Origin of the sequence: Bacillus sp. B19-2 (assembly GCF_022832475.1) — a bacterium.
GTDB lineage: Bacteria > Bacillota > Bacilli > Bacillales > Bacillaceae > Bacillus > Bacillus paralicheniformis.
In genome coordinates, this window is record NZ_JALHKQ010000004.1 from 164,228 (window position 1) to 189,241 (window position 25,014).

General features: G+C 46.3%; 24 protein-coding genes and 1 pseudogene. 7 read left to right on the plus strand and 18 right to left on the minus strand.

Going from position 1 to position 25,014, the window contains the following annotated elements:
• Positions 1-73: 73 nt before the first annotated feature.
• Both MST20_RS16785 and nadE read right to left on the minus strand, forming a co-directional pair.
• Positions 74-607 carry a shikimate kinase gene (locus MST20_RS16785; protein WP_243943632.1) on the minus strand — a complete coding sequence of 178 codons (534 nt, stop codon included), beginning with the start codon at positions 605-607 and terminating at the stop codon, positions 74-76.
• A 121-nt stretch (positions 608-728) separates the two neighbouring features.
• Positions 729-1,547 carry an ammonia-dependent NAD(+) synthetase gene (gene nadE, locus MST20_RS16790; protein ID WP_243943634.1) on the minus strand — a complete coding sequence of 273 codons (819 nt, stop codon included), beginning with the start codon at positions 1,545-1,547 and terminating at the stop codon, positions 729-731.
• 175 nt (positions 1,548-1,722) lie between these two features.
• Between nadE and MST20_RS16795 the strand changes: the two genes are divergently transcribed.
• Positions 1,723-3,057, plus strand: coding sequence for an amino acid permease (locus MST20_RS16795; RefSeq protein WP_243943636.1), 1,335 nt, complete (start codon positions 1,723-1,725; stop codon positions 3,055-3,057).
• Here the strand turns inward: MST20_RS16795 and MST20_RS16800 are convergent, their stop codons facing one another.
• The 3 genes from MST20_RS16800 to MST20_RS16810 all read right to left on the minus strand — a co-directional run bounded on the left by MST20_RS16800 (position 3,058) and on the right by MST20_RS16810 (position 6,436).
• Complete coding sequence (locus tag MST20_RS16800; RefSeq protein ID WP_243943638.1) at positions 3,058-3,699, minus strand: LysE family translocator; 642 nt, start codon at positions 3,697-3,699, stop codon at positions 3,058-3,060.
• A gap of 106 nt (positions 3,700-3,805) precedes the next feature.
• Positions 3,806-5,428 (minus strand): L-lactate permease, encoded by a 1,623-nt coding sequence (locus MST20_RS16805; protein ID WP_243943883.1) that lies wholly within the window; start codon positions 5,426-5,428, stop codon positions 3,806-3,808.
• Between the two features lie 48 nt (positions 5,429-5,476).
• Complete coding sequence (locus tag MST20_RS16810) at positions 5,477-6,436, minus strand: L-lactate dehydrogenase (protein WP_243943640.1); 960 nt, start codon at positions 6,434-6,436, stop codon at positions 5,477-5,479.
• Positions 6,437-6,885: 449 nt separating this feature from the next.
• Between MST20_RS16810 and MST20_RS16815 the strand changes: the two genes are divergently transcribed.
• Positions 6,886-8,091, plus strand: a complete 1,206-nt coding sequence (locus tag MST20_RS16815) for a nitrate/nitrite transporter (protein ID WP_243943642.1) — start codon at positions 6,886-6,888, stop codon at positions 8,089-8,091.
• Between the two features lie 95 nt (positions 8,092-8,186).
• Here the strand turns inward: MST20_RS16815 and MST20_RS16820 are convergent, their stop codons facing one another.
• On the minus strand, positions 8,187-8,927 hold the full coding sequence (locus MST20_RS16820) for a MerR family transcriptional regulator (protein WP_243943643.1): 741 nt from the start codon (positions 8,925-8,927) through the stop codon (positions 8,187-8,189).
• Positions 8,928-9,010: 83 nt separating this feature from the next.
• Between MST20_RS16820 and MST20_RS16825 the strand changes: the two genes are divergently transcribed.
• Positions 9,011-9,697, plus strand: a complete 687-nt coding sequence (locus MST20_RS16825; RefSeq protein WP_048350466.1) for a CPBP family intramembrane glutamic endopeptidase — start codon at positions 9,011-9,013, stop codon at positions 9,695-9,697.
• Between the two features lie 6 nt (positions 9,698-9,703).
• Here MST20_RS16825 and MST20_RS16830 read toward each other — a convergent pair whose 3' ends face one another.
• The 9 genes and pseudogenes from MST20_RS16830 to MST20_RS16870 form a co-directional block, all read right to left on the minus strand.
• Entirely contained in the window at positions 9,704-10,405 is a 702-nt protein-coding gene (locus MST20_RS16830; RefSeq protein ID WP_243943645.1) for a cytochrome c biogenesis CcdA family protein, read from the minus strand.
• A gap of 151 nt (positions 10,406-10,556) precedes the next feature.
• On the minus strand, positions 10,557-11,651 hold the full coding sequence (locus MST20_RS16835; protein WP_048350465.1) for a toxic anion resistance protein: 1,095 nt from the start codon (positions 11,649-11,651) through the stop codon (positions 10,557-10,559).
• Between the two features lie 16 nt (positions 11,652-11,667).
• On the minus strand, positions 11,668-13,272 hold the full coding sequence (locus tag MST20_RS16840) for a YceG family protein (protein WP_243943648.1): 1,605 nt from the start codon (positions 13,270-13,272) through the stop codon (positions 11,668-11,670).
• A gap of 5 nt (positions 13,273-13,277) precedes the next feature.
• Positions 13,278-13,484 (minus strand): annotated as a pseudogene (locus MST20_RS16845) (helix-turn-helix domain-containing protein); the annotation flags it as partial.
• Between the two features lie 116 nt (positions 13,485-13,600).
• The gene (locus MST20_RS16850) at positions 13,601-14,782 is read right to left on the minus strand and encodes an HpcH/HpaI aldolase/citrate lyase family protein (protein WP_048350141.1); all 1,182 of its coding nucleotides are present in this window, start codon (positions 14,780-14,782) and stop codon (positions 13,601-13,603) included.
• 92 nt (positions 14,783-14,874) lie between these two features.
• Positions 14,875-15,648 (minus strand): TerC family protein, encoded by a 774-nt coding sequence (locus MST20_RS16855; protein WP_048350140.1) that lies wholly within the window; start codon positions 15,646-15,648, stop codon positions 14,875-14,877.
• 65 nt (positions 15,649-15,713) lie between these two features.
• On the minus strand, positions 15,714-16,292 hold the full coding sequence (locus MST20_RS16860) for a TerD family protein (protein WP_043925471.1): 579 nt from the start codon (positions 16,290-16,292) through the stop codon (positions 15,714-15,716).
• 79 nt (positions 16,293-16,371) lie between these two features.
• The gene (locus MST20_RS16865; RefSeq protein WP_020450064.1) at positions 16,372-16,953 is read right to left on the minus strand and encodes a TerD family protein; all 582 of its coding nucleotides are present in this window, start codon (positions 16,951-16,953) and stop codon (positions 16,372-16,374) included.
• A gap of 27 nt (positions 16,954-16,980) precedes the next feature.
• On the minus strand, positions 16,981-17,583 hold the full coding sequence (locus MST20_RS16870) for a TerD family protein (protein ID WP_020450063.1): 603 nt from the start codon (positions 17,581-17,583) through the stop codon (positions 16,981-16,983).
• Between the two features lie 315 nt (positions 17,584-17,898).
• On the opposite strand from MST20_RS16870, the gene MST20_RS16875 reads away from it, so the two are divergent.
• Positions 17,899-18,462, plus strand: a complete 564-nt coding sequence (locus tag MST20_RS16875; RefSeq protein WP_243943650.1) for a PadR family transcriptional regulator — start codon at positions 17,899-17,901, stop codon at positions 18,460-18,462.
• Positions 18,455-18,937, plus strand: a complete 483-nt coding sequence (locus MST20_RS16880; RefSeq protein WP_243943652.1) for a DUF4188 domain-containing protein — start codon at positions 18,455-18,457, stop codon at positions 18,935-18,937. Before MST20_RS16875 ends, MST20_RS16880 begins: the two co-directional genes overlap by 8 nt.
• 34 nt (positions 18,938-18,971) lie before the next feature.
• On the opposite strand, the gene MST20_RS16885 is transcribed toward MST20_RS16880, so the two are convergent.
• Both MST20_RS16885 and MST20_RS16890 read right to left on the minus strand, forming a co-directional pair.
• Entirely contained in the window at positions 18,972-20,867 is a 1,896-nt protein-coding gene (locus MST20_RS16885) for a DUF2207 domain-containing protein (RefSeq protein WP_243943654.1), read from the minus strand.
• 113 nt (positions 20,868-20,980) lie between these two features.
• Entirely contained in the window at positions 20,981-21,568 is a 588-nt protein-coding gene (locus MST20_RS16890) for a TetR/AcrR family transcriptional regulator (RefSeq protein WP_075753767.1), read from the minus strand.
• A gap of 150 nt (positions 21,569-21,718) precedes the next feature.
• On the opposite strand from MST20_RS16890, the gene MST20_RS16895 reads away from it, so the two are divergent.
• Both MST20_RS16895 and MST20_RS16900 read left to right on the plus strand, forming a co-directional pair.
• Positions 21,719-22,606 carry an ABC transporter ATP-binding protein gene (locus MST20_RS16895; RefSeq protein WP_243943656.1) on the plus strand — a complete coding sequence of 296 codons (888 nt, stop codon included), beginning with the start codon at positions 21,719-21,721 and terminating at the stop codon, positions 22,604-22,606.
• Entirely contained in the window at positions 22,603-23,415 is an 813-nt protein-coding gene (locus MST20_RS16900; protein WP_347880872.1) for an ABC transporter permease subunit, read from the plus strand. Before MST20_RS16895 ends, MST20_RS16900 begins: the two co-directional genes overlap by 4 nt.
• A gap of 50 nt (positions 23,416-23,465) precedes the next feature.
• Here MST20_RS16900 and MST20_RS16905 read toward each other — a convergent pair whose 3' ends face one another.
• Positions 23,466-24,818, minus strand: coding sequence for a C40 family peptidase (locus tag MST20_RS16905; RefSeq protein WP_243943660.1), 1,353 nt, complete (start codon positions 24,816-24,818; stop codon positions 23,466-23,468).
• Positions 24,819-25,014: the final 196 nt, after the last annotated feature.

Here is a 25,014-nt window from a genome sequence, read left to right on the forward strand (position 1 = left end):
CAGACAAATCATTGGCTCTTTGCTTATTCCAATATATTAACACAGCGACAGAATACCTTAATTAAACGTTTGTTTAAGACCGGCCAAGCCCCAGCATCTCCACAATGTAGTCGGCCGTTTCCTCGGCAGACCGGTTATCTGTTTCCACTTTCAAGTTGTGAAATGCATAGATGCTCTTTCTCTCGTTGAAAAGCTGTTTCATTTCTTCGATTGAACGGTTATGAAGAACCGGCCTGTTCTCAATCAGGAGATCCATTCGCTGCTGCCAACTCTCCCATGTTAAATCAAGAAAGATGACGAAGCAGTGTTCGAGGCACTTCTTTCTGATGTCTTCCTGTTGGAAAGCGCCGCCCCCTAAAGATACGATGCTGCCCATTGTATGTTCGCACATCTGAACAATATATTCTTTTTCAGTCTGTCTGAAAAACGCTTCCCCTTTTTGCTGAAACATCTCCGGAATGGTCATTTGAAAATCTTTTTCGATCTGCTGGTCGATATCGATAAAGTCGCGGCCTAATTTCTTTGACAGAAGCTGACCGATGGTTGTTTTCCCGACGCCCATAAACCCGATCAGCACGATATTCTTATCTCTCATTGCGGCATTCATTTCCAGCTTCTCCTCCTCCTTGCATAAAGGAATCAAATATCTTAAGTATATGACAAATCCAGCTGGAATGGTATAGTGTGCCTGTTAATAAAAAAGAGGCTGAAGTCAGCCTCTTTTATTGCTATTTCCACCAGTCGTCAAACATTGAAGCAGGGACTTGGCGTTTGTGCTCGGATGCCTTATAGCGTTTTTCGATCGCCTCGGCCACTTCGCTGGAGACGGCTTTTCCTTCAAGGTAGTCGTCGATGTTGTCATACGTCAGGCCGAGCTCTGCTTCATCGGATTGCTGAGGTTTTTCATCAAGCAAATCGGCGGTCGGAGACTTCGTATAAAGCCGCTCCGGTGCTCCCAGCTCTTCCAGCAGGCTTCTGCCTTGGCGCTTTGTCAATCCTGTCAGCGGCAAAAGGTCTGCGCCTCCGTCTCCGTATTTTGTGAAGAATCCGGTAACAGCTTCTGCAGCATGATCTGTTCCGATTACCAGCAGCTGATTTTGACCCCCGATCGCATATTGGGCAATCATCCGGACTCTTGCTTTTACATTGCCTTTATGAAAATCGGCAAGCGCCTCTCCTGTGACTAACTGATATTGAGCAGCAAATGAGCCTACAGTTGAAGCAATGTCAAAAGCAAAAGACTTGTCCGGCTGGATAAATTTCAGCGCCAGCTGGGCGTCATCTTCATCCTGCTGAACGCCGTAAGGCAAGCGAACCGCAATAAATTCCGCCTGAACGCCTTCTTCTCTCAATTCTTCAACAGCCAGCTGGGCAAGCCTGCCCGCCAATGTGGAGTCCTGTCCTCCGCTGATGCCTAAAACAAAACCTTTGGCACCCGTTTTTTTCAAATAGCTTTTTAAAAAACCGACCCTTTTTTCAATTTCCTGTTTCGGTTCGATAGAAGGCTTTACATTCAGTTCCTGCATGATTTTTTCTTGTATAGTCATCCGTCATTCCTCCTTTTGACTGAATGAACCGTAATGTTTATGTCTTTAACTATAGCATATGTCTTATTTCAAAGTGAATATTGAGGTGCGCAGAGAGGCTTTTCTCCCTCTTGTCTTCGTGAATAAAAAAGGCGCCCCCTGGCAAAATAACAAGAAGATTAGAGGGGTTGAAACGATGAAACGTCAAGCGAAAAAAGGAGATTTGAAATGGTGGCAGCTCTCCATGATCGGAGTCGGCTGCACAATTGGAACGGGATTTTTTCTCGGGTCAAGCATCGCCATTAAGAAAAGCGGCTTTTCCGTATTAGCCGCCTTTCTTCTTGCTGCCCTCGGCACTTTTCTCGTCTTTCAGCAGCTGGCGAAATTAACAGCGGATCATCCTGTTGAAGGGTCTTTTTGTTCTTACGCCAGGGAGGCCTTCGGCAATTGGGCGGGGTTTAGCAATGGCTGGGTCTACTGGTCATCGGAAATGCTGATTATCGGGAGTCAGTTGACAGCGATCTCCCTGTTTACACGCCATTGGTTTAACCAAGTTCCGCTGTGGGTGTTCGCCTCCATTTATGCGGTTCTCGGACTGATCGTCATTTTCACAGGGCGCAGCAGTTTTGAAAAAACGGAAAACATACTGGCCGTGTTGAAAACGGCGGCCATTTTAATGTTTATCATCATCGCTGTCTTGGCATTATGCGGGCTGCTGCCCGGAAAAACGCCTGACGCGCAGTTCCCTGACCGGGTTCACGAATTGTTCCCTTTCGGCTTTATGGGATTGTGGACGGGGTTGATTTACACATTTTACGCCTATGGTGGAATCGAAGTCATGGGTCTGATGGCGATTCACTTAAAAGACCCGAAAGATTCATCAAAATCAGGGAGCCTGATGCTCATAACCCTTGCTGTGATTTACGTCGCATCGATTGGGCTGGCCATGCTCCTTGTCCCCCGCGGGGCATTTACCGAACAGAACAGCCCGTTTATTACGTCATTAAAAGACTTTCATCTCGATTTGATCATGGATATTTTCAACGGCATTTTTATTATCGCCGGTTTTTCAACGCTGACCGCTTCCCTGTTCGCCGTCACCACACTGATGGGAACAATGGCGAAAAACGGAGATGCACCGGCCTGCTTTGCGAAAAAAGAAAAGGCGAAAGTATCGTGGCCGGCACTTGGCCTGACGTTGCTCGTTCTCGCTGCTTCCATCGTACTGTCGCTGCTTTTGCCGAAGCAGCTTTATGAACATATGACGACGGCTGCCAGCTTAATGCTGCTCTACAACTGGATGTTTATCCTGCTTTCCAGCAAAAAGCTCACAAAGCCGAAAATGAAAGAGAATGTCCAGATTGTCACAGCGCTTGTCCTGATTTTATTTGCCGTTTCGGGTACGTTATTTGAAAAAAACAGCAGGCCCGGTTTTTTTGTGAGCCTTCTGTTTCTTGCCGTTATTGCTGTTGTGACGATGCTGATGAAAAAAAGGTGGGCCCATCAGGAACAGAAAAACGGGCAGACCTGATCAGCCTCCCGCCTGCAGCAGTTCAAGCATCCCTTGATAGCCGAAGTAACATCCGAAAACAATCAGGCTGACGCCCGCGAGCCAAGTCGTTGCCTGGATCATCCGCGGGCTTAAAAATGTTCTGAATGTCCCTGCAAGAAAAGACATGGCCAAGTCCCACAAAAAAAGTCCGATTAAAATGCCTGAACTGCATATCAGCAGCTGGTATGATTCGTATGTCTCTACCGTTTTCGCCAAAATGCTTCCGTAAATGCCGAGCCAGAACATGATGCTCAGCGGGTTTGAAAGGGAGATCACCAGCCCCGAAAAAAATGATTTGCGGTATGATCCTTTCTCTCCCGCGTCTCTCATCAGCGATACTTCCTTCGCCTTGATCAGGCTTTCGATCCCCGTATAGGTTAAAACAAAAAAACCAAACAGCCATAAAAATGTTTTTAAAAATGGCGCTGTCAAAAATTGAGCGACTCCAAAATAGATCAAAGCCATATATAAGACATCCGCCGTCACAGCGCCAAGTCCAAACAGCCAGGCATGAAAGAAGCCGCCTTTCATCCCCCTGTCGATCTGCGCCGCATTCACAGGGCCGACAGGTGCCGCCAATGACAAGCCCAAAAACACATAACTCAGGAAGATGTTTAACATATCGTGTCCCCCTTCCGCGGATAACTTGTACAATGTATTCAAAAAGAGGACATGATAGAACAAACAGCTAAAAAAGCCTTTTCCCAATATGGGAAAAGGCTCTTCTTTATATACCAAACTTCGAAAGCGCAAATGTCCAAATGCAAATGATGAAAAGCAGGACCAAGCTGTATTTAACGGTTTGGCTGAAAAGCTTTGATTCCTGCCCTGTCTCTTGGACCGCAGCTGTTGCGATCGCAATCGACTGCGGTGAGATCAGCTTGGCCATCACGCCACCCGCGGTATTGGCGGCAAGCAGCAACGATGAACTTGTCCCGATTTGCGCTCCGGTGACAGCTTGCAGGTGGCCGAATAATGCATTGTTGCTGACGACTGAACCTGTGATAAACACGCCGATCCAGCCCAATACGGGACTGACGAACGGAAAAATATCCCCTGCTTTGGCGAGCGCCAGTCCGATGGTTGAACTCAATCCGGCATAATTGGCCAGATTTGCAAAGCCCATCACAAAGCAAATGGTCAGAATGGGAAGCCACAGTTCCTTGACCGTGTCTTTCAAACTGGAAAGTCCTCCGCGGAAACTGATGTTTCGGCTCAGCACAATCGTGATGATCACGGCGATCAGTATCGCCGTACCCGTCGCTGAAATAAAGTCAAGCTTCATCACGGCATCAAGCGGTGCCGGTTCCGGGGCTATCGGCGGCGTTTTCAGCACTTCCCGGTGAAGAAAAGGCATGTTGAATAAAAGCGTCGATTGTTTCAGCCATCCGCCTTCCTGAAAAAGCCCTTTGAAACCGGGCAGACTCCACACCGCAATGACGGCGGTCAAGATATAAAACGGAGACCAGGCTTTCATAATCTCTGCTGCATGATATTTTTCAGCGGGTTCATGTTCATTCCCGGTTTCCCTGTATATGTGACGCGGCTGCCATTTTTTCAAAAACAGCGCCAGCGCTCCCATGCTGATTAAAGCGGCCAAAATGTCTGCAAGCTCCGGCCCCAATGCAATCATCGTTAAAGTCTGCACCGCCGTATAGCTTCCGCTTAATACAAGGAGAGCCGGCAGCGTTTCCCTTATTCCTTTAAACCCGTCCAGTATGAAAACGAGCAGGAACGGGACAAAGAAAGTGATGAACGGCAGCATCAAAGCGAGCGTTCTGGAAAGCTCAACAGGTGTCAAGCCTCCCATCTGCGCTCCTGTGATGACCGGAATTCCGATCGCTCCAAAGGCGCCGGATGCCGCATTCGCAATTAAACATAGGGATGCCGCTTTCAAAGGTTTAAAACCAAGCTCGACAAGAAGAACGGCGCTGATCGCAATCGGCACGCCGAAGCCTGCCGCGCCTTCCAAAAAGGCGTTAAAACTGAACCCGATCAGCAATAACTGAAGCCGCTGGTCAGACGAAATCCCGGCAATGCTCGCTCTGATCACTTTAAACTTTCCGGTTTTGACAGAAATTTTGTAAAGCCATACAGCCATCAGGACGATATAACCGATCGGCCAAAGGCCGTTTGCAATTCCAAGTAAAACGGCGGAGACAGCTTTAGCAGCCGGCATGTGAAAAAAGAACACCGCTACAATAAAGCTGACCGCCAGCGTTAAAAATGACGCGATGATTCCTTTCATCTTCAGCACGGTCAATGCAAGGAGAAAGAAAAGAATCGGCAGAATGGCGGCAAAAGCGCTGATAAACAGGTTCCCAAACGGATCGTATATCTGCTGCCACATTTTCATCATCTCGCAATCTTCATGATGTTAGTATCTTCAGATGTTCAGTTACGCCTGCAGTTCAAAATGCGGTTTTAAAATTGCTTTTAACACACCTGCACTATGCTTAAATTGCTGTTTTTCCTTTTCATTCAGATCAAGCTCAACAATTTCCCGCGCTCCGCATCGGCCGACAACCGCCGGAACTCCGATATAAACATCATTTTCCCCAAATTCGCCTTCAAGATGTGCGCTCACGGTCAAAATCGCTTCTTCATTGCGGTAAATCGCTTTCGTGATACGCGCAAGGCTCATGGCAACTCCATAGTATGTCGCACCTTTTTTCTCGATAATGTGGTAAGCGGCGTTTTTAACATTGTCAAACAGTTTATCAAGATCTTCCGCTTTGTATTTCCCATTTCTTTTCAGCAAGTCGCTGACGGGAACTCCGCCGATATTCGCGTGGCTCCAGACAGGCAGCTCTGTATCTCCATGTTCACCAATGATGTAGCCGTGCGCATTGTGGGCAGCGACACCGAAATACTCGCTGAGCAAGTAACGGAAACGGGCTGTATCAAGTGTTGTACCGCTTCCGATAACGCGTTCTTTCGGAAGTCCGCTGAATTTCCAAGTCGCGTAAGTCAAGATGTCGACCGGGTTTGTAGCGACAAGGAAGATGCCGTCAAAACCGCTGGCCATGACTTCTCCGATAATTCCTTTGAAAATTCTCAAGTTTTTTTCGACAAGATCCAGACGGGTTTCACCCGGCTTTTGGTTTGCTCCGGCGCATACGCAGACAATGTCGGCGTCTTTGCAGTCCTCATATGTGCCGTACCATGTTTTCACAGGATGCGGGGCAAATGCTTTACCGTGGTTTAAATCCATGACATCGCCCATTGCTTTGTCTTTATTTAAATCAATGATCACAAGTTCGTCTGTGATACCTTGGTTAATTAACGTAAATGCATAACTGCTTCCAACAAAACCCGCACCGATCAAAACTGTACGGTTGACTTTTTGGTTTCTCATGACTCATCATTCCTTTGCCGTTTGTTTTAAATCTAAGCTGTTTGTGAATTTCTTCACATTCATATTGTGCAATACTTCACATACTTTTTCAAGTGATATACATTTTTATTTATGTCTATTTTGTGTCTCTACATATTTCTTCCTTAAATTTGTACATTTTCTGGTAAAAATATGCCTTGCAGCTAAAGAAAAATTGGTAAACGTGCTGCAAAAGACTGCTTTATCTGCAAGTGCATCAGGCCCATTCCAATATAAGTTTCCCCTTTTCAACAGTCATAACACCTCTAATCTTCAGCAACATTCAATCATCGCCGGGTATGATGCCATTCAAATTAACATTTTAAATATTCAATCTTTTAGTTTGTTAGTAAAGCTGACAAAAATACTGCCAATCCTATTCTATTTTGTCATGATAAATTCTAGAATCTATCGGATGGGGAGTGTTGCAATTGAAATTGGCGGATTTGAGGAAGAGCGGACACGCGCCTTCCTTGTTGTCATCTTTTTTATATTTCGATGTCAGCTTTATGATTTGGGTGTTGCTGGGGGCGCTTGGTGTTTATATTACGGCTGATTTTGATCTATCGCCTTCACAGGTCGGATTGATTGTCGCCATACCTACTTTGGCCGGATCGTTTTTCCGGATTGTGCTCGGCATTTTAACCGACCGTTTCGGACCGAAAAAAACGGCTATTGGCGGAATGCTGGTGACGATGATTCCGCTGATATGGGGGTGGCAGTTCGGTTCATCGGTCGCCGAGCTGTATGTCATCGGAATTTTACTCGGTGTGGCAGGCGCAAGCTTTTCCGCATCCCTTCCGATGGCGAGCCGCTGGTATCCGCCGCACTTGCAAGGCCTTGCCATGGGGATCGCCGGAGCGGGAAACAGCGGGACACTGCTCGCTACGCTATTCGGCCCTCGCCTTGCGGAGCAAGTGGGGTGGAACGGCGTCATGGGAGTGGCGCTGATTCCTCTAACCCTCGTATTATTCAGCTATTTCCTTATGGCAAAAGAACCTCCGAATCAGCCGGCGCCTAAACCGCTCAAAGACTATTTTGCCGTTTTCAAAGAAAGGGACACTTGGTATTTTTGCCTGCTCTACAGCGTGACATTCGGAGGTTTTGTCGGCTTGTCCAACTTTTTAAGCTACTTTTTTGCATCCCAGTATGCCGTTCCGGCGGTAAGAGCCGGCGAATTTGTCACGCTCGTCGTTGCATCGGGAAGCTGCCTCCGCCCTGTCGGCGGGTTGATTGCCGATAAAATCGGCGGTGTGCGTCTGCTGCAGTTCCTCTTTATCGGGGTGGCTCTGTGCATGTTCTCGGTCAGCATGCTCCCGTCTCTTGGCGTTGTCACGGCCGCATTATTTATCGGCATGGGCTGCCTCGGGATGGGGAACGGCGCGATATTCCAGCTTGTACCGCAGCGATTCCAGCAAGAGATCGGGATGGTGACGGGGATCGTCGGCGCTGCGGGGGGAATCGGCGGATTCTTCCTCCCGAATATTCTCGGAACGCTGAAGCAAGTCACGGGTACGTATTCAAGCGGATTCCTCACCTTTACCGTTATCGCATTTTTGGCACTCGGACTGCTTTTGTTTGCTCAGGCCGGATGGAAAAAACAGTGGAAAGCCGAGGAGAAATCAATTCGAATATAAAGGGAGCCGCTCGATTCTTTTCGGGCGGTTTTCTATTCGGCAAAATTTGTTTGATCCTTTGGTTATCCTGCCTGGACCGTGACTCATGTGAAAAGTCACCCTGATCCTCCTGAGTGATGAAATGCAGATTCAAGCGCTTTTTCCGCGAATTCCAGTATCCCGCTATCGAGCGGATAAAGCCCGTTTGGCTCTTCAGATTTGCGAACCTCCCAAAATCGATCGGCTAAATCCTCATGTCCCTTAAATGAATAATCAGACAGGCACATGATATCCTCCGCAATTTGCTTTCCCCATTCAGACTCAGGCGGCACCTCTTCTTTTAAGCACAGCTTAATCCGCTTGATGATGGAGAGCCATTGCTTTGTGATAAAATCGTCATTTTCCGCCTTCGGAAGCCTCTCTGCTAAAATCTCAGCCTCCTCTTCAGAGAACGATTCCTTCCATGGTTTATCCCGGGGCTGCCTGACGAGCTTGAGAAGGTCTTCCCAGCTCAAGCTTCCTTCGATTTGATACATGTTCAGCAAAGTATTTGTATGCTGCATGCTCTTCGTCAGCTGTTCAATCTCCGAGTTCAGGCGCCTTTTATGCATTTTAATGATATTGATGGTATCCAATTGATACCTTAACGTCTTGATATGCTCCAATGAAAATTGAGCAGATTTCAAGATCAAAATTTTTTCGAGTTCTAACATATCTTCCTTCGAATATTGCCTTCGCCCATTTGACAGTGTCGTGCTCGGTTTTAATAAACCGATTTGATCGTAGTAGCGGAGCGTCCTTACGGATATCCCCATCATCTTCGCCACCCGCCCGGTTGTCAGTTCTTCTTTCACCATATCTCCCTCCCAAAATATCGCTTGAAGATTACGTTACGTCACGATTTAAAATGATTTTATCTTAAAAACAGGAGGGTTTTGTGATGGAATGGAAAAATCCTTGGAACAAAAAGCAGCTGGTCTGCTTGCTTTTAATCGCATTTGCAGCTGTTCCGATTTTCATTGAGTATCTATTAAAAAACGCTTTGGATTTGCTTTTGGGCGAAGGCATGCCTTCAGCCATGTTGATGGGTATTGCAATGGCGGCCGCTTTTATTTTAAGCCTGTACGATATCGCCTTAAAGCCTGACCGCCTGTCCTGGCGGGAAATCGGAATCTCCCGGTTCGCCCCTGCATACTGGATTCAAATAGCGGGATGGACGGTTTTTTTAATTGTGATGACGTCTGCCATTATGGAAATCCTGACTTGGTTCGGCGCAGGCTACGAAAATACAAAAACAAAAACGATCACTGCCGATCTTTCATGGTTAAATATTGCCATGTCTTTCGCTTCTGCCTGCATCGTTTCTCCCATCTATGAAGAAATGTTTTACCGCGGCTTTCTTTACCGCTGGTTCCGGGCTGAATTCGGGGTTGTATGGGCACTTGTTGCAAGCAGCGCTCTCTTTATGATCGCTCACATCCCCACATATAACACCCTGGCCGTTAACTTTGCAACAGGGCTTGTGTTTGCCTGGACATACGAAAAAACACAATCGATTATACCTGCGATGCTCATCCATAGTTTATTTAACGCGATTTTGCTGTTTTTCACAATTTTACTCACATAATATTGTTCAAAAAAGATTCGTCAAATTCGAATACCAGATATTCACCCATATCATGTTGTCCGTATAAAGCAGGATGCCGATGACGATCATCAGCGCGCCGCCGAATTTCATGAGCATATTCGAATATTTCATAAGCGGCCTGATGTTTCCGATAAAAAACGCCATGAGTAAAAAAGGAATGGCAAAACCTAGAGAATATGCGGTGATCATCATGAATGCGCTCCCAAAATCAGGGTTCTGAAAATTTGCATATGCGATCGTTCCGAATATAGGTCCGATGCATGGCGTCCAGCCCGCCGCAAAAATCATTCCGACCAGCATTGAGTTCAACAAGCCTATTTTTCCTTTTCTAAACGAAAAGCGCCGCTCCATCATCATGAAAGCCGGCCGGAAAACGCCGAGGAGGAACAGGCCCATGACGACGACAAATATTCCGCCCAGCATGCGGATCAAGTTATGGTATTGCAAAAACAGCAGGCCAAACGAGCTGGCGGAGAAACCCAATATGTAAAAAATCACAGAAAAACCGGCCAAAAAAGCCGCCGCGTGAATCATCACCGATTGTTTGATGCGCTTTGCATTTCGGTCTTTCAAATCGCTGACCGAAATCCCGGTGATGTAGGAAATAAATGATGGATACAAAGGCAGGCAGCACGGAGAAATAAACGACAGGAAACCGCCGCCGAATGCCAGCCATAAAGCGGTCATACACTTCCATCCCCTTCATGTTTATATAATTTTTACCATGCAATTCTCTTTCTCTAGCATAACATAAAAAACCGCCTATCATGGCGGTGATTTTTTGTATATTTGAAGCCGTCGCCAGCTTATCTGGCGGACGGCTTCTTCACTATCCTTTTTAACCGTTTAAAGCGGCTTTTTTCATATTGTCCTGAAGTTCCAATATGCGTTTTGCCCCTTCTTCGCGCAGGCGTTTGTTCTCATCTTCAATCTGCTTCGTCTCCTGCATGCCTTTGACAATCGTATTCCAAGACTGTTCGATCGTTTCAATATCGATGCTCGGCCTTCCGGACATTCTCGCGATTTCAACGGACTGGCTCGAAATATTTTCCGCGTTCCGCTTCAGCATTTCGTTAGTGCGGCGGTCGAGTTCGCTCATTGAATCAGCGACAAGCTTTTGGCGCTTGGCGGTAACGGCCTGGATGATGCCATTTTTGAAAATCGGAATCGTAATGATGAATGCCGAGTTGATTTTTCCGATCAGCTTTGTGTTTCCGCGCTGGAGCAGGCGGATTTGCGGCGCGGTTTGAATCGCGACCATCCGCGCCATATCGAGATCATACACCCGTTCTTCCAGCGCTTGAATGCCGTTTCGAAGCGTATCAAGCTCCATCTGCGCCATTTGGTTACCGCTGGCCGCTTTCGCTTCATATTCAGGGATGAGCTGCTGCAATTCTTCTATTTTCATCTGGCCGGCTACGACGTATTTCTCCAGCTCCACATAGTAATTGAGGTTGCTTTCATACATTTCATCAAGCGTCACGGTCGATTTTGTCATTTCATCTTTATATTTCGAAATTTCGACGTTGATTTTTTCGATTTCACCGCCGAGCGTTTGATATTTTTTGAATATTTTCTCGATCATGCTGTTGCCGCGCTTAAATAACTTGGAAAGCAGGCCTTTCTGTTCTTCAAAGTCATTCTTGTCAAAGCGGTCCATGATTTTTCCGAGCTGCGTCAACATCGCACCTGAATCTGTCACACTGTTCGTTCTCATCATAGAGAGAATGCGGTCTGAGAACTTGGATATTTCAAGAGCGGGCTCTTTTCCGAATTCTAAAAGCTCCACTTGGTTTTTTACGTCAATTTGCCGAGTCAGAGCTTGCACATCGGGCTCCCGGCGGAGTTTGGCACGGATGTCTTCCGCTTTTTCAATCGTGATCTCTTCCTCTTTGCTGATATTGATGATGCTTGTTTCATTTGGATTTGCCATCAGAGTGGCTCCCTCCTTAAAAGATTTTATTGATGAACTTCCGGACGATTGACGGCTCTTTAAACTCCTGGTTGAAGGACATGTCATCAAGCCAATGGGTATCAAAATGCTGTCCATCGATATAGCGGTCAATACACTTATAGCCCGGCGGATTATAGATGATGATGTCGATGCCGATTTCATTTAACAAAAGCAAGGCGGCCGCGTCTGAACGGGTAAGTGTTCCCGTCTGTTCAGTGTGGTACAAGATCAGCTTCGGCACTGTCTGTGAATAGTCAAATGTCTGAATCATATTCAAAAGCGCTGCCGGAAGCTGTACCGCCTGGGTAAACAAATACAGCTGCACATCGGCTGTTTTTTCATTGTTCAAAGCCAGCATCTTCGGGCTTTTGCACAGCCTGGAAACCGCTTGGGCAATGCCGCGCTGCACTCCCTCAGGCAAATGCTTGTAGCGCCATATATTGCTCTCCATCAAACGGTCCGGATCGATCATCCCCGTTTGATCAAGCGCATGGCTGTAATGGAATTGATAATTCGACGTCTCTTCGTTTGTAAACGGGAAGCGCCGGATCGTATGCGACTCCTTATACTCCGTCAGCGTCTGCAGACGGTCCCAGTACTCTTTTTCATTGCTGGAGACGCCCATAACCATCGCGAATAAGTTCGGAATGTTGACCGTTGATTGAGACGCTTGAAAATCGGGTCTGATAAAGGCGCGTTCCTTCGCAATTAAAAACAGTTCATCATACGTGGTCTTCAACGTCACGGAGACCGGCGTATGCTCCCTGAACTGCCAAGGTTTGTACATGAGCGAATCCTCATTGTGCAGAACAGTATCCAGCTCCTTCGCGGAACGGTACGCCACCGTTGATTTGCGCTGAGGCTTTTCTGTCGGGAACGGCTCTAATGCAGACGTGCCCGGGTATGTGAAGACAAAAGAAAGCTTTTGCTCGGGATCAAGCTGGCGAAATTCGTCTTTTCCCTCCGGATGAAACAGCAGCACATCACACCCGACAAGCATCAAATAGTATAAAAAATACCGTTGGCTTTTTGTGGTGTCCCCGTACCAAATCACTTTCGGCATCGCCTTTTCGCAGTCGGCTTCTTTCAGCCACTTCTCCAAATGATTGCCCATCCATTTGACAAGGTCGAGGAGGACCCGGCGAAAATCCGGATCGTTCAATCCTTTTTCATGAAAGGACTGAAACATCTGCAGCACTTCGATAAGCGCCTTCCTTAAATGGCGGTGCATAGCGGCGTCAGGGTGCTTAGGAATGAGCTGCTCCCCGTCGAGAAAAGCGGCAAACCGATTGACGGAAAGCCCTTTTTCTTTCTGATTCACCATATGGATGCGCTGTATGGCCTGAAACCTTTCCGGAGAAATGGTCTTATCAAGCGTCTCGCTTAACACATGCACATCACCGGACTCATACAGCTCATGGAGATATATGTAGTAATCCGTTTCATCGTGCGGCGTTCCGAGAATCCGTCCCGCCAGACGGCTTATCGTCAGATGTCCGTTTTTTTCATACGGGGTTCTCTCCGGCAGCGGCTTCTTGATGATCTGCTTCCATTCATCATCATTGACCAGGGCGTTTTGAATATTAATTTCTTGATTCATAGCGCTCAGCCGTCTCCCCTTTCTTCTGAGTCAGTGTCACTTTTCCGTCCAAATACGGCACACATGCCCGCTCTTGTCACGGCATAGGTTGTCCCGAACTTTCTGATTGTTCCTGCAGGAAAGTCATGCGCTCTCTTTCGGAGCGTAGACGATTCAATCCCCCACTCTTCACAAGCCTGCTGAGAACTGAGAATCTCGCTGCTCGTGAGATCGACTATTTTCATCATGGCTGTTCATCCTAAACATTCATTTGTTTTCTCCTGAGAATATTCACAATATATGATGCCGTCTGCGGCTCTTATTTTTGAGACCGGAGTGCCGGCCCGGCCTAACTTCCGAACGATCCAAGATTTGAAAGCGGTTTGGACGCTCTCAGTATGTCTGTATAGCTGCGGTTTTCATGATATACACCGTAGATTTCAGCCTTTAATAATATTTTTTTGGCCCAGCTGAGGTACGGCTTGATTTCGATCATTTTATTTGAAAAAGAGCTTTTCACAACGCCTCGGGTGCCGTCGGCACTTTCGACGATGCTCAGGGCATCCAGATAATCTTCCATTGATATAACGTGCAGGCTTTGGACCGCTTTTATTTGTGACGGATGAATCACGCTCTTGCCGTGAATGCCGTTGGCCAGATCAAGAAGCGTTTCATTGATCAATCCGTCTATATACCGATTGATCACAAGCGAAGATTCTCCCGCATCAGCCCAATTCGGCCCAAAAGTCTGAACCGTTCGCGAAGCATCTTCAAAGTACTCCCAGACAGGCCCCGAAATCACGAATTGCAAGCCGAAATAATTGACGATATCTTTGATGAAATCAGAGATGACCAAAACGTCATAAATCGGCGTTTCCGGTTTTCTTCTTATCCCGTACAGACCGCACAAATCAGTCGCGCCGATCCTGATATTCAGAACGATATCTTGATAGAAACCGAGCGTTGATTTTAATTCCTGCAGCGCCTTTGCCCTCGTTTCCATTGCCAGCAGGTCAGGTGTCTCAAAGATCGGCATTCCGTACAGCACGATGCCGGATTCTTGCGACAGTTTCGTTAAAGTATCAAGATAGTGCTCCGCATTCAACATCGAAAACTTCGGAAATACGAATCCGGTAAACAAGTGAAGCGCGCGGCCGAGCTTGTTGCCCAATTCGAGCATTTGCTCCGGTTCCCGCACTCGGATAAACATCAGCGGCAGCCTATCGCCGCTGATGTTCTGCAGTTTTTGCGCCTGGTAAATCATGTCGGCCTGACTGACAAGATTGTTTTCAGCCTGGAGAACCTCACAATCGCCGATCGAATCTTCAAGGCAAAAAACGACCGAGCACAGCTCAGGATACTTGTTATTGATCATGACATCTGCTATATCTTTTCGGTTCCCCGGAACATAAAGCGCAGCTCCAAGCGCATGCTCCAGAATGTGCTTCGGAGAGTCTTTTGTAACCGAACCCGGCAGTTTGAAAAAGACATCTTCTTTTTGAGAGGCGGATAAAAAATCAAAGTATTGCATATGGGTCACCTTCTTTGAATAAGAATCATACACCCCTTTGATGTAAAAAAGGGCGGAGCAGATATACTCCCCCCTTTATGTTTTGCAGTTTGTTATTCTTCCTTTGACGCCGCCGTTTGCTCTTTCACAGCTTTTTGCTTGTTCATATAGTGAATGATGAATGTCACGGCAAAAGCGATGATCAGAATGATAAAGAAGACGCTGTGCGGCATTTCAATATGCCATACACTCGCAGCCATTTTCAGTGCGATGATCCCGATTAAAACAAAGGCCGTCGCTTCAAGTTCAGGCACTTTGTCAATCAGCGTCAGAAAGAATTTCGCAACGGTTCTCATCATTAAGATGCCGAGCATGCCGCCGATCAGAAGCACCCATACCTTTTCAGATACGGCAAATGCCGCCAGGATGCTGTCCACCGAAAATGCGAGGTCCATGAGTTCTACCGAAATGACAGTCGCCCAGAAGACACCGAAAACACGTACCATCCAGCTGTCTTTTTTGATGGCGTTTGCTTCATCATCGCCCTCACCGATGAAGAAGTGCTTAATGACGAGCCATGCCAGATATGCGGCTCCGAGCAGTTTGATCCACCAGAATTTAATCAGGATCATACCAAGTCCAATGAATAGAAACCTAAAGAAGTAGGCTCCGATTAAACCGTACGTCAACGCTTTTTTGCGCTGTTTTTCCGGCAGGTGCTTTACCATGACGGCGAGAACGAGAGCGTTATCCGCCGATAAAAGCCCCTCCAGCACGACCAGCGAGCCGATCAGCCCCCAGGAAACGGGGTCCGTTAATACTTCCACCCACATTTCCCAATCGAAAAATGAGGCGTAAATTGACATAATATGATGAAATAAATCCACTTTCGTTACCTCCTAATGATGAAAAAGCAAGACTGAATCACGCAAACGTGATTCAGCCGGCAAAACTAGACTTGCAGGCCGTAGTTGCGGCAAAGCGATGCCAATCCGCCGGAAAATCCGCTGCCGATGGCATTGAATTTCCAATCGGCTCCGTGACGGTACAATTCGCAAACAACAACCGCTGTCTCAATCGAAAAATCCTCTCCCAAGTCAAAGCGAAGCAGCTCCTCATTTGTCGATTCATCAACGAGCCGGACAAACGCATTTGAGACTTGTCCAAAGTTTTGGCTGCGGCTTTCCGCCTCGTGAATCGTCACTGTGATGCCGATCTTTTCAACATGGGCGGGTATTTTTGAGAAATCGACGATGATTTGCTCGTCATCGCCTTCACCTTCTCCTGTCCGGTTGTCACCCGTATGAATCACGGCGCCGCTCGGATGCTCGAGGTTGTTGTAAAAGACGAAGTCGCGTTCATTGATGCATCGATCGTTCTGATCGACAAGAAAAGCCGACGCATCCAAATCAAAATCGGCGCCGCCGGTATATTTGTTTGTATCCCAGCCTAAACCGATCAGCGCTTTCGTCAAACCGGGGTTCGTTTTCGTTAAATCGATCCTTTGTCCTTTAGATAATTGAATCGCCATCGATATGACCTCCTTTAAGAAATGTCAGGCACCGGACAAGCGGACGCCGGGGCGGCGGCTGCTGTCCGGATCGTCAAAATCAGCCGACCTGCAGGCCGAAATCGGTGGCGATCCTCGCCAGCCCGCCTTGATAGCCTGAGCCGATCGCTGAGAATTTCCATTCTTCTCCGTGGCGGTACAGCTCTCCCGTGATCAGCGCTGTTTCAATTGAGAAATCTTCACCAAGATCATAGCGGATTAACTCTTCATTCGAGTCTTCATTGATCACGCGAACATAAGCATTTGACACCTGTCCAAAGTTTTGGCGACGCGCTTCCGCTTCATGAATCGTAATCACAAAAGAAATCTTTTGAATGTCGGCAGGCACTGCATTCAAATTGATTTTTACCTGCTCATCGTCTCCTTCGCCTTCCCCTGTCCGATTATCGCCTGTATGTATGACAGCTCCGCCTGCGCCTTCGGTCTGATTATAGAAAATAAAGTCCTTTTCAGAAGCGCATTTGCCTTCTGCATTGAGCAGAAACACGCTCGCATCCAGGTCAAAATCAGCGCCGCCGTCATATTGATTGACGTCCCAGCCAAGGCCGACGACGACTTTCGACAATCCGGGATTTGTTTTTGTTAAATCGATCTTTTGTCCTTTCGCTAATGAAATTGCCATGTTATCTCCCCATTTCTTTTATGAATGTCAGGCGTAGCGTTTGACGATTTCCGTTATGCTCGTATCGTTTGTGCCTTCTCCGACAGCGGTGAATTTCCACTCGGCGCCGTCACGGTAGATCTCGCCCGCGATCAGGCTTGTCCGTCCAGAATAATCGTCCCGCAGATTGTATTTGACCATCTCCACGCGATCGTTCATATTGACGATGCGTATGAAGGCATTTTCGATCATTCCGAAATGCTGGCTTCGTTTCACGCAATCGTATATATTCACGACAAAGACAAGCTTATGAATATGCGAAGGAACTTTTTGCAAATCTACGATGATTTGTTCATCATCTCCGCTGCCTTCACCTGTCAGATTATCTCCGGTATGTTCGATGCTGCCGCATCTGCTCTTCAAGTTTCCGAAATAAATGACGTTCTTGTTCTCCGTGACTCTTCCGTTTTCCAGCATCAGCACGGATGCGTCACAGTCAATATTCGGGGCTCCTCCTCCAAACAGCTTTCCAAAAAAACCGCCGCTTCCGGACGCAACCGGGTCCCAGCCGAGACCGACCAAAATCTTCGAAAGCCCCGCTTTCCCTTTTGTTAAATCAATCCGCTGACCTTTCTCTAAAGAAATAGCCAAACTGTTCACTCCTCCGTTGAATCATGACTTTCAAGATCACAGTGCTGGATGAGAATAAGAGTTTGATAGATCCAATTATCACGCCAGCGTGATTCATATCTTCACAACTACAAGACCAATGAATCATTATTTAACCTGCTTAACTATATATACGGAAAGATTCAGGGGAAAGTTTCGCAGTTTTCGATATTTTTTTATCATCTTTTTATACTGGTCAAAATAGAGACGACAATAATAGCGATTGCATGAAATCATCGTGTTTGATATAGTATATCTAAAAGATATATATCAAAAAGATATAGAAAGGCGGTATGTATGACAAAAAGAAATCACACGACATACGCTCTCCTTGGATTGATTACGGCCGGCTACCGAACGGGTTACGAAATGAAACGAATGATCGATCAAAGTTTGAATCATTTTTGGAAAATCAGCTACGGCCAAATTTATCCCGCGCTGCGCCAATTAACAGAAGCGGGCTGGGCCGCTGCATCTCCGGCGCTCTCGGACAAAAAGCCGGACAGAAAAGAGTACCTGATTACCGACGAAGGTCAAAAAGCGCTGCAGAGCTGGCTTGAAGAACCGATCAGTGACATCGCCTCAGAAAAAAACGAGTTTTTGCTGAAGCTGTTTTTCAGCAAGGAAGAAAAGCGGGAGAAAACCGCATTGAAAGTCAAGGAGTACCAACAAAAGCTTGAAGAACGGCTTGAGGCATATCAAGCAATCGAGCAGTCCATTCTTTCGTGCAGAACCGATTCAAAGGACAGAGACTACTGGCTTTTCACTTTGGATTATGGAAAACGCACCACCTCGGCCGGAATTGAATGGTGTGAAGCCACAATCAACCGGCTGAATGGAAAGGAAGGGAACAATGGGTAAAACGATCATCAACAAGCCCTTTACGGCCGCCCCTGAAGATGAAGTCGTTGTATTTGTGATCGGGATGAGAATAAACAAGTGGCATGCTGTTCATAAATGGTGGCCGGTTTTTACCGCCATGCCTCCTATGATAAAGGAGCTTTATCAAAACAAAGACCTCGGCTTTCTGGCAATGGAATCATTCATCAATTTCAGGACGATTTTTCTCATTCAATATTGGCGTTCTTTCGAAGATTTGACAGCATATGCAAAGGCTGATAAACATATGGCGGCTTGGCGCCGTTTTTATCAGAAAACAGCCGCATCTGGAGTCGTCGGCATCTACCATGAAACTTATACGGTTCCAAAAGGGCGCTATGAGGCTTTTTACCATAACATGCCGTTGTTCGGCTTGGCAAAAGCGTACGGACATCGACCTGTCACCCGCAGAACCAAGACAGCTGAACAACGAATGCGGGGATCTGAAATAAGCTAAAAGGGGCTATCGCAATCGATAGCCCCTTTTCTGCTTAAAAAGCTCCTGCCCCGTCGCCTCCGCCCGCTCCGGGACCGCCCGCATCATATGCCCCGGCGTGCTCCTGCGAAGACGGCAGCTGCCAGCTGTAAAACGGATAATGCAAACAGCCTGCTGCGGCCATACCCAGGACAGGGGAAGCGTAATCAAGCCTGTTTGCTGATTGATTGAACCATCCTGCAGATTCATCCTCAACTTCAAGCACAATTGCATAGATCATCGTCTTTTCGTTTTCAGACAGGCTTCTCCCTGAGAACAAATCTTCTTTTCTCAGATGGTTTCTCCAAGAAAGAATCGATCTTCGGCAGATGGAAGCGTACCAGCTCTCTTTTACGGCCGGAATGAAGGTAATCAATAAAATAGACAGCCCGACGCATATGCCGTAATACAAAATGGTATGAATGCTGTCGGTAAACAAAGATGCTAAAAACAAGCCGGCTAAAAACAGAATCGTATACAGCTTTGATTTCGCAAGAACAATGCCCGCCGACAGCGCAAAGCCAAATATGACGCAAGCCGCCATGAATCCGGCCTGATGCACCACGTCTGCATACAGGATAAAGAGCAGGAGTCCGGTATGGACAGAAAGCAGTGAAAGCGACAGCATTCTCAGCCAACGGTTTTCTTGAAACAGCTCCCTGAATTCAGGCGCTTGTCTGACGCTTTCCGTCCATTTTTGAACCACATTTTGAAGAATGATCCTCTTTCGTTCATATTTGCCGAGCTGTTCCTTATGTTTGCATTCCTCCTCAGTCGGCCCGCTGAGGGAATCCAGCCTGAACATATAGGAATCACTGCCGGTTTGCTCAAAAAGTTTTTCGATTAAGAGCTGATCAGGCTTTGGCAAATCCGCCTTGCTCCCGGAAAATTCGAATTGGTATGTGTCATCAGGCGCCTCAGGATCGTCAAGAAACCTCTCTTCCGCCTGCACCTTCCGCATAGTGACCAATCCCCGCTGATAAAGCGAAAGCATGCCGGCCAGAAGATCACGGTCTGTAAAACGGCCTTTTTTGTAAAGAAAAGCGACAAGCACAGGATCAAAGGACTCGAGTTCTTCAAACGAAAGCATGGCGCGGCGTCTCTTCTTCAAAAACGAAAGCATGACAGCCATGATGACCATGAACCCGACAATCCCCGAAAATATCCAAATCATCCTGTCCGCGCCGGCAATCCGTTCATCCCGATCGGCGTAGCGTTTCGCCTCGTCTCTTTCCTCCTTCAGCAGCTCATCCTTTGTCTGGTAAGAAGGATGCCGGACCGCCTCTTTCAAGGCGCTTTGCGGAAAATATATCCTCAGTTCCGAGCCCGTGCCTGCGCGATAGAGTCCTGTCTCGTAGATGACTGATGAATCGTCCACCTTCGTAATCTTTCCGTTTCCTTTTTCACGCAAAAACGCATGAATATCCCGCGCCTTTACCGAATCAGGCAGATGCACTTCAATCTTTACCCGGCCGAAATCCGTATTTGCCTTTTGGTAAAATGAATGAATCAAAATCGACGTGTCTTCAAACTTTTGGGCGGCATCTTCGATCACATAGCGAAACATCACATGTTTTGTTTCATCCTTTGATGCCGAATATGCATAATAAGTCCCGTCTTCTTTCTTTGTCTTCAACGGGATGGCTTGATCGCCTTTTTTCTGGTGGTCGGGAAGGAGATAGGCTTTAAAATTCTTCAAGCGGCTCACGGTTTCTTCGCTGAACGATCTTGTCGCCCCTTCGAAAGAGCCTTTAAAATCGTATGTGTAAACTTCCTCTACGCTTAAATCACCGTTTTCTTTTACTGTCGCGCGTATATCAGCCCGCTCGATCGAAAAGGATTTGCCTGCTTCAGAAAAACCTGTGACGAGAAAAAAGGCAATGAACATAAAAAAGAAAAAGGAGTGCTTCATCGTTTAGTAAATCCTTTCGTTTTTTGTATCTGCCTTATATACGGAAAAGCAAGGAAATTGTTTCAGCGGTTCACAGAAATGACAGAGATGACAATTTTATTCTAAAAGCACATCTACGGTCTGCCGCACAAGCCGTAAAAGAAAATATGCATCATTTCCTCTGTAAACTGTCTGTTTTTTTCAAAGGCTTCACCCAGAGTTTTTGAATGTTCAATGATCATATTCATAAAGATGAGAAAGCTTTCCGCGGTGATCTTGGGAGAGATTTCGCCTGTCCGATGACCTTCTTCAATCATTTGGAGCATAAGGGGAATGATTTTTTCATCGTATTGCCGCTTTACATAATCCATGATTTCACTGTCTTCGATCATCACCTCTTTGACGACCGTTAAAGCAAATTTTTGATTATTGGCTTCCCTTTTCTGCAAAATCATCAATTCAATCTTTTCTTTAACGGAAATATCTTTGTTCATATATTCTTCAAAATCGCTGATGGACTGATCGATATAGTCTTTGAAAACCTCTTTCAGGAGCGCTTCTTTGCTTCCAAAGTAATTATAGATCGTCACCTGCGAAACATTTGCCTCTTTTGCGATATCGGTTATCCGGATGCGCTTTGGCTCCCATGTTTTGAGCATATCCAAAGCCGTCTTTTTGATCTTCTCTTTAATCAGCAAAGCCCTTTTTTCAAATCCGTTCATATAACCATCCTTACGTATCTTTCTTAATGAAATTATAACATAACAATATTTCATTAATTTCCGTTGACAAAAAAGTTCATAAGAACGTAAAATTAATTATGTAATTTTAAATCACTTATATTTCATAATTTTCATTTCCGGAGGTGTCACATGCTGACAGTTGAACGGCTTACGAAAAAGTTTTCCAACGGCAAAGGTATATTTGATGTTTCATTTCATGTTCAAAAAGGTGAAGTTTTTGGGTTTTTAGGGCCGAACGGAGCCGGAAAATCGACAACCATTCGACATATCATGGGGTTTATGAATCCTGATCAAGGCGATATCAAAGTAAACGGAATGAATGTCCGGAATCATCAAGGCGACATTCAGCGGCATATCGGCTATCTTCCCGGAGAGATTGCATTTATCGAAGGCATGACGGGAAAACAATTTCTCGATTTCATGGCAGGCATGCACAGTTTAAAAGATACAGCTAAGCGCAATGAACTCATCGAACGGCTCCAATTCGATGTTCATACGCCGATCAGAAAAATGTCGAAAGGAATGAAGCAGAAGGTCGGGATTGTCGCCGCCTTTATGCACAGCCCCGAAGTCATCATTCTTGATGAACCGACATCAGGCCTCGATCCGCTGATGCAAAAAGTGTTTATTGAAATCGTGCTCGAAGAAAAAGCGAAAGGAACGACGTTTTTAATGTCTTCCCACAGCTTTCCTGAAATCGAACGAACCTGTGACAGAGCCGCCATTATAAAAGACGGCATCATCATTGCCGTCAAAGATATTCATGAACTGCAGTCGCTGCAGCGAAAGGTATTTGAAGTTACATTTGAAAACACGGGCGATATTCCCGCCTTCATGAATTCAGGTCTGCAAATCGAATCCCGGACGGACAATCGTGTCAAAGTGGCCGTTTTAGGGAACCATGATCAATTTATTAAAGAAACCGCCAAATATCACATTCGGCACATTGATGCTTCTTCACAAAGCCTGGAAGAGATTTTCATGAACTACTATGACAGAAAGGGGACAGTGAAATGAACTTCTCCCTGTACAAACAAATGATGAGAACAAACATGAAAGGAATCATAAGCTACGGGGCAGGCTCCGCTTTTTATATCCTTTTGATACTGGGCATTTATCCAAGCATCGCGGGCAATGCGGAGGATGTTGAGAAAATGATCAAATCGATGCCGGAAGGCTTTCTCAATGCTTTTGGGTTTGAAAACGGACTGGGGAATCTTGAAGATTTTATGTCTGGAGAGTATTACGGTTTAATCTTTATCGTGATTTTGTCGATCTTCTCTGTCATGCTGTCGACTAAGCTTTTGGCAAAGCTCGTGGATCAAGGGTCAATGGCCTATATTCTGTCGGCGCCGACAACGCGCGGCAAAGTGGCTTTTACCCAAGCAGCCGTTTTAACGACGGGTCTTTTAATCATTATGGCCGTGACGACAGCGGCCGGGCTGGCGGGCTACCATTTGATGCTGGGCGGTGATTACGATTTTAATGTGCCAAGGTTTCTCATGCTGAACATGCTCGGTTTTCTGCTCTTCTTTGCCGTCGGCGGCATTTCGTTCCTCTTTTCGGCCATTTCAAATGACGAAAAAAGAGCCCTCGGACTTTCCGGAGGCATCACGTTTTTATTCTTCAGCTTCGACTTGCTCGGCAAACTAAGCGAAAAGACGGAATGGCTGAGGAGCCTGTCGGTTTTCTCTTTATTCAGGCCGAGCGATATTGTGAACGGAAGCGCTGATATCGCTCAAGTGTCTCTTGTTCTCGCCGCCGTCGGTTTTGCCGCCTTCGCACTCAGCATTCTCATTTTTAAAAAGCGCGACTTGCCGCTGTAATATAAAAACGCCGCTCCGGTAAGGAACGGCGTTTATTTCTGTATAATATTTTATTCAACGACCCGTCTGACAACTCCGCTGAAATGCGCTCTCCAGTACGGGTTGCTCATAGAATCGACGGATACCCCGCGTGAGCTGTTATCGTTCAAGAATGTTCCATTTCCAAGATAGATACCCACGTGGCCGTTCGTTTTGTATGTGTCAAAGAAGACCAAGTCTCCGCGCTTCATTTCAGACGCGCTTACAGCTCGTCCTTTGCCGACAAGCGTGCTTGTTGTCGCACCGAATCCAAGCTCTACGCCCGCTGATGCGTAAGCCCAGCGCACGAATGATGAGCAGTCGAAACGACGGTTGTCGATATCAGCTTGTGTGCGTCCGCCTCCCCAATGGTACGGAGATCTGCCGACGATGCTTGAACCTGTGCTGATGGCAACTTCAATCGCATTTCCATTGCTGCTTACAACAGAACCGGAAGAGTAGTTTCTTGACGGGCTGCTGCTTTTCTTGCTGCTTGAAGAACCGCTGTTGGACGATCCGTTGGATTTGCTGACTGAACCTGAGGTTGATGAAGATCCTGAATCAGACTTTTCAGCCGTAGCAGATTCTTCTTTCGCTTTTGCTGCTGCAGCTGCTGCAGCTCTTTCTTCTTTAAGTTTTTGTTCAAGAGCGGCTTCTTCTTTTGTCAGTGAGCCCGCTTCTTTTTTCAAATCGCTCAGCTCTGATTCTGCTGCCGCCTGCTTCGTTTGCAGCTGCTTAGAAAGGTTCGCCTGTTCTTTCAGCTGTTTATCAAGATCCGATTTAAGCGTTTTTAAATCAGCTAGTGTTTTCTGGATTTCGTCCAGTTTTGTATTTAAATCAGACATTGCTTTTTCAAGCTTGTTTTTATCTTTCTCCTGCTCGTCAAGCAGGTCTTTGTCCGCATCAACAATTGTTGAAACAGCAGTTGCACGAGTGATAAAATCTCCGAAGCTTTGTGCGCCCAGAAGGACATTCAGATAGTTTTGGGATCCGCCGTTTTCCTGCAGGCTGCGCACGCGATTTTTAATCACTTTTGAACGCTCTTCAATCCGCTTTTCGGTTTCTTTGATTTCTTTTTTCAGAGCTTCCACTTCTTTTTTCGTTTTTTTGTTTTCTTTTTCTTTGTCTTCGATTTTGTTGCTTGTTTCAAGCGCTTTTTTATCAAGCTCTTGGATTTTGGCTTCAAGCTTTTTCTGCTCGTCTTGCAGCTTGGCGATTTCTTTCCGTTTGCCCTCGATGCCTGAATTCACTTCAGAACGCTTTTGCTGAATTTCTTGTTTTTGGTGAGAGGTTTCTGCCGATGCCGTGTTGTTCATAAAGGGGGTAAATAGACTAGCTGTTCCGAGAATCGACGCTAAACCAAAAGTATAAACCTTTTTTTTCACTTTCTACTCCTCTTTCCTTTATGTATTCTTGTTTTTTCATTATGTAAATTCAATTGAACATTATTAAAAAATGAATCTTATGACCTATGATTTATATATCCGTTACTGATGTACAGACGTTATTATACCATCTATTTTCGACAATAGGCGCCAATTTATATTACATTTATATTTCGTTTTTGTTTCAGCAGTGTCA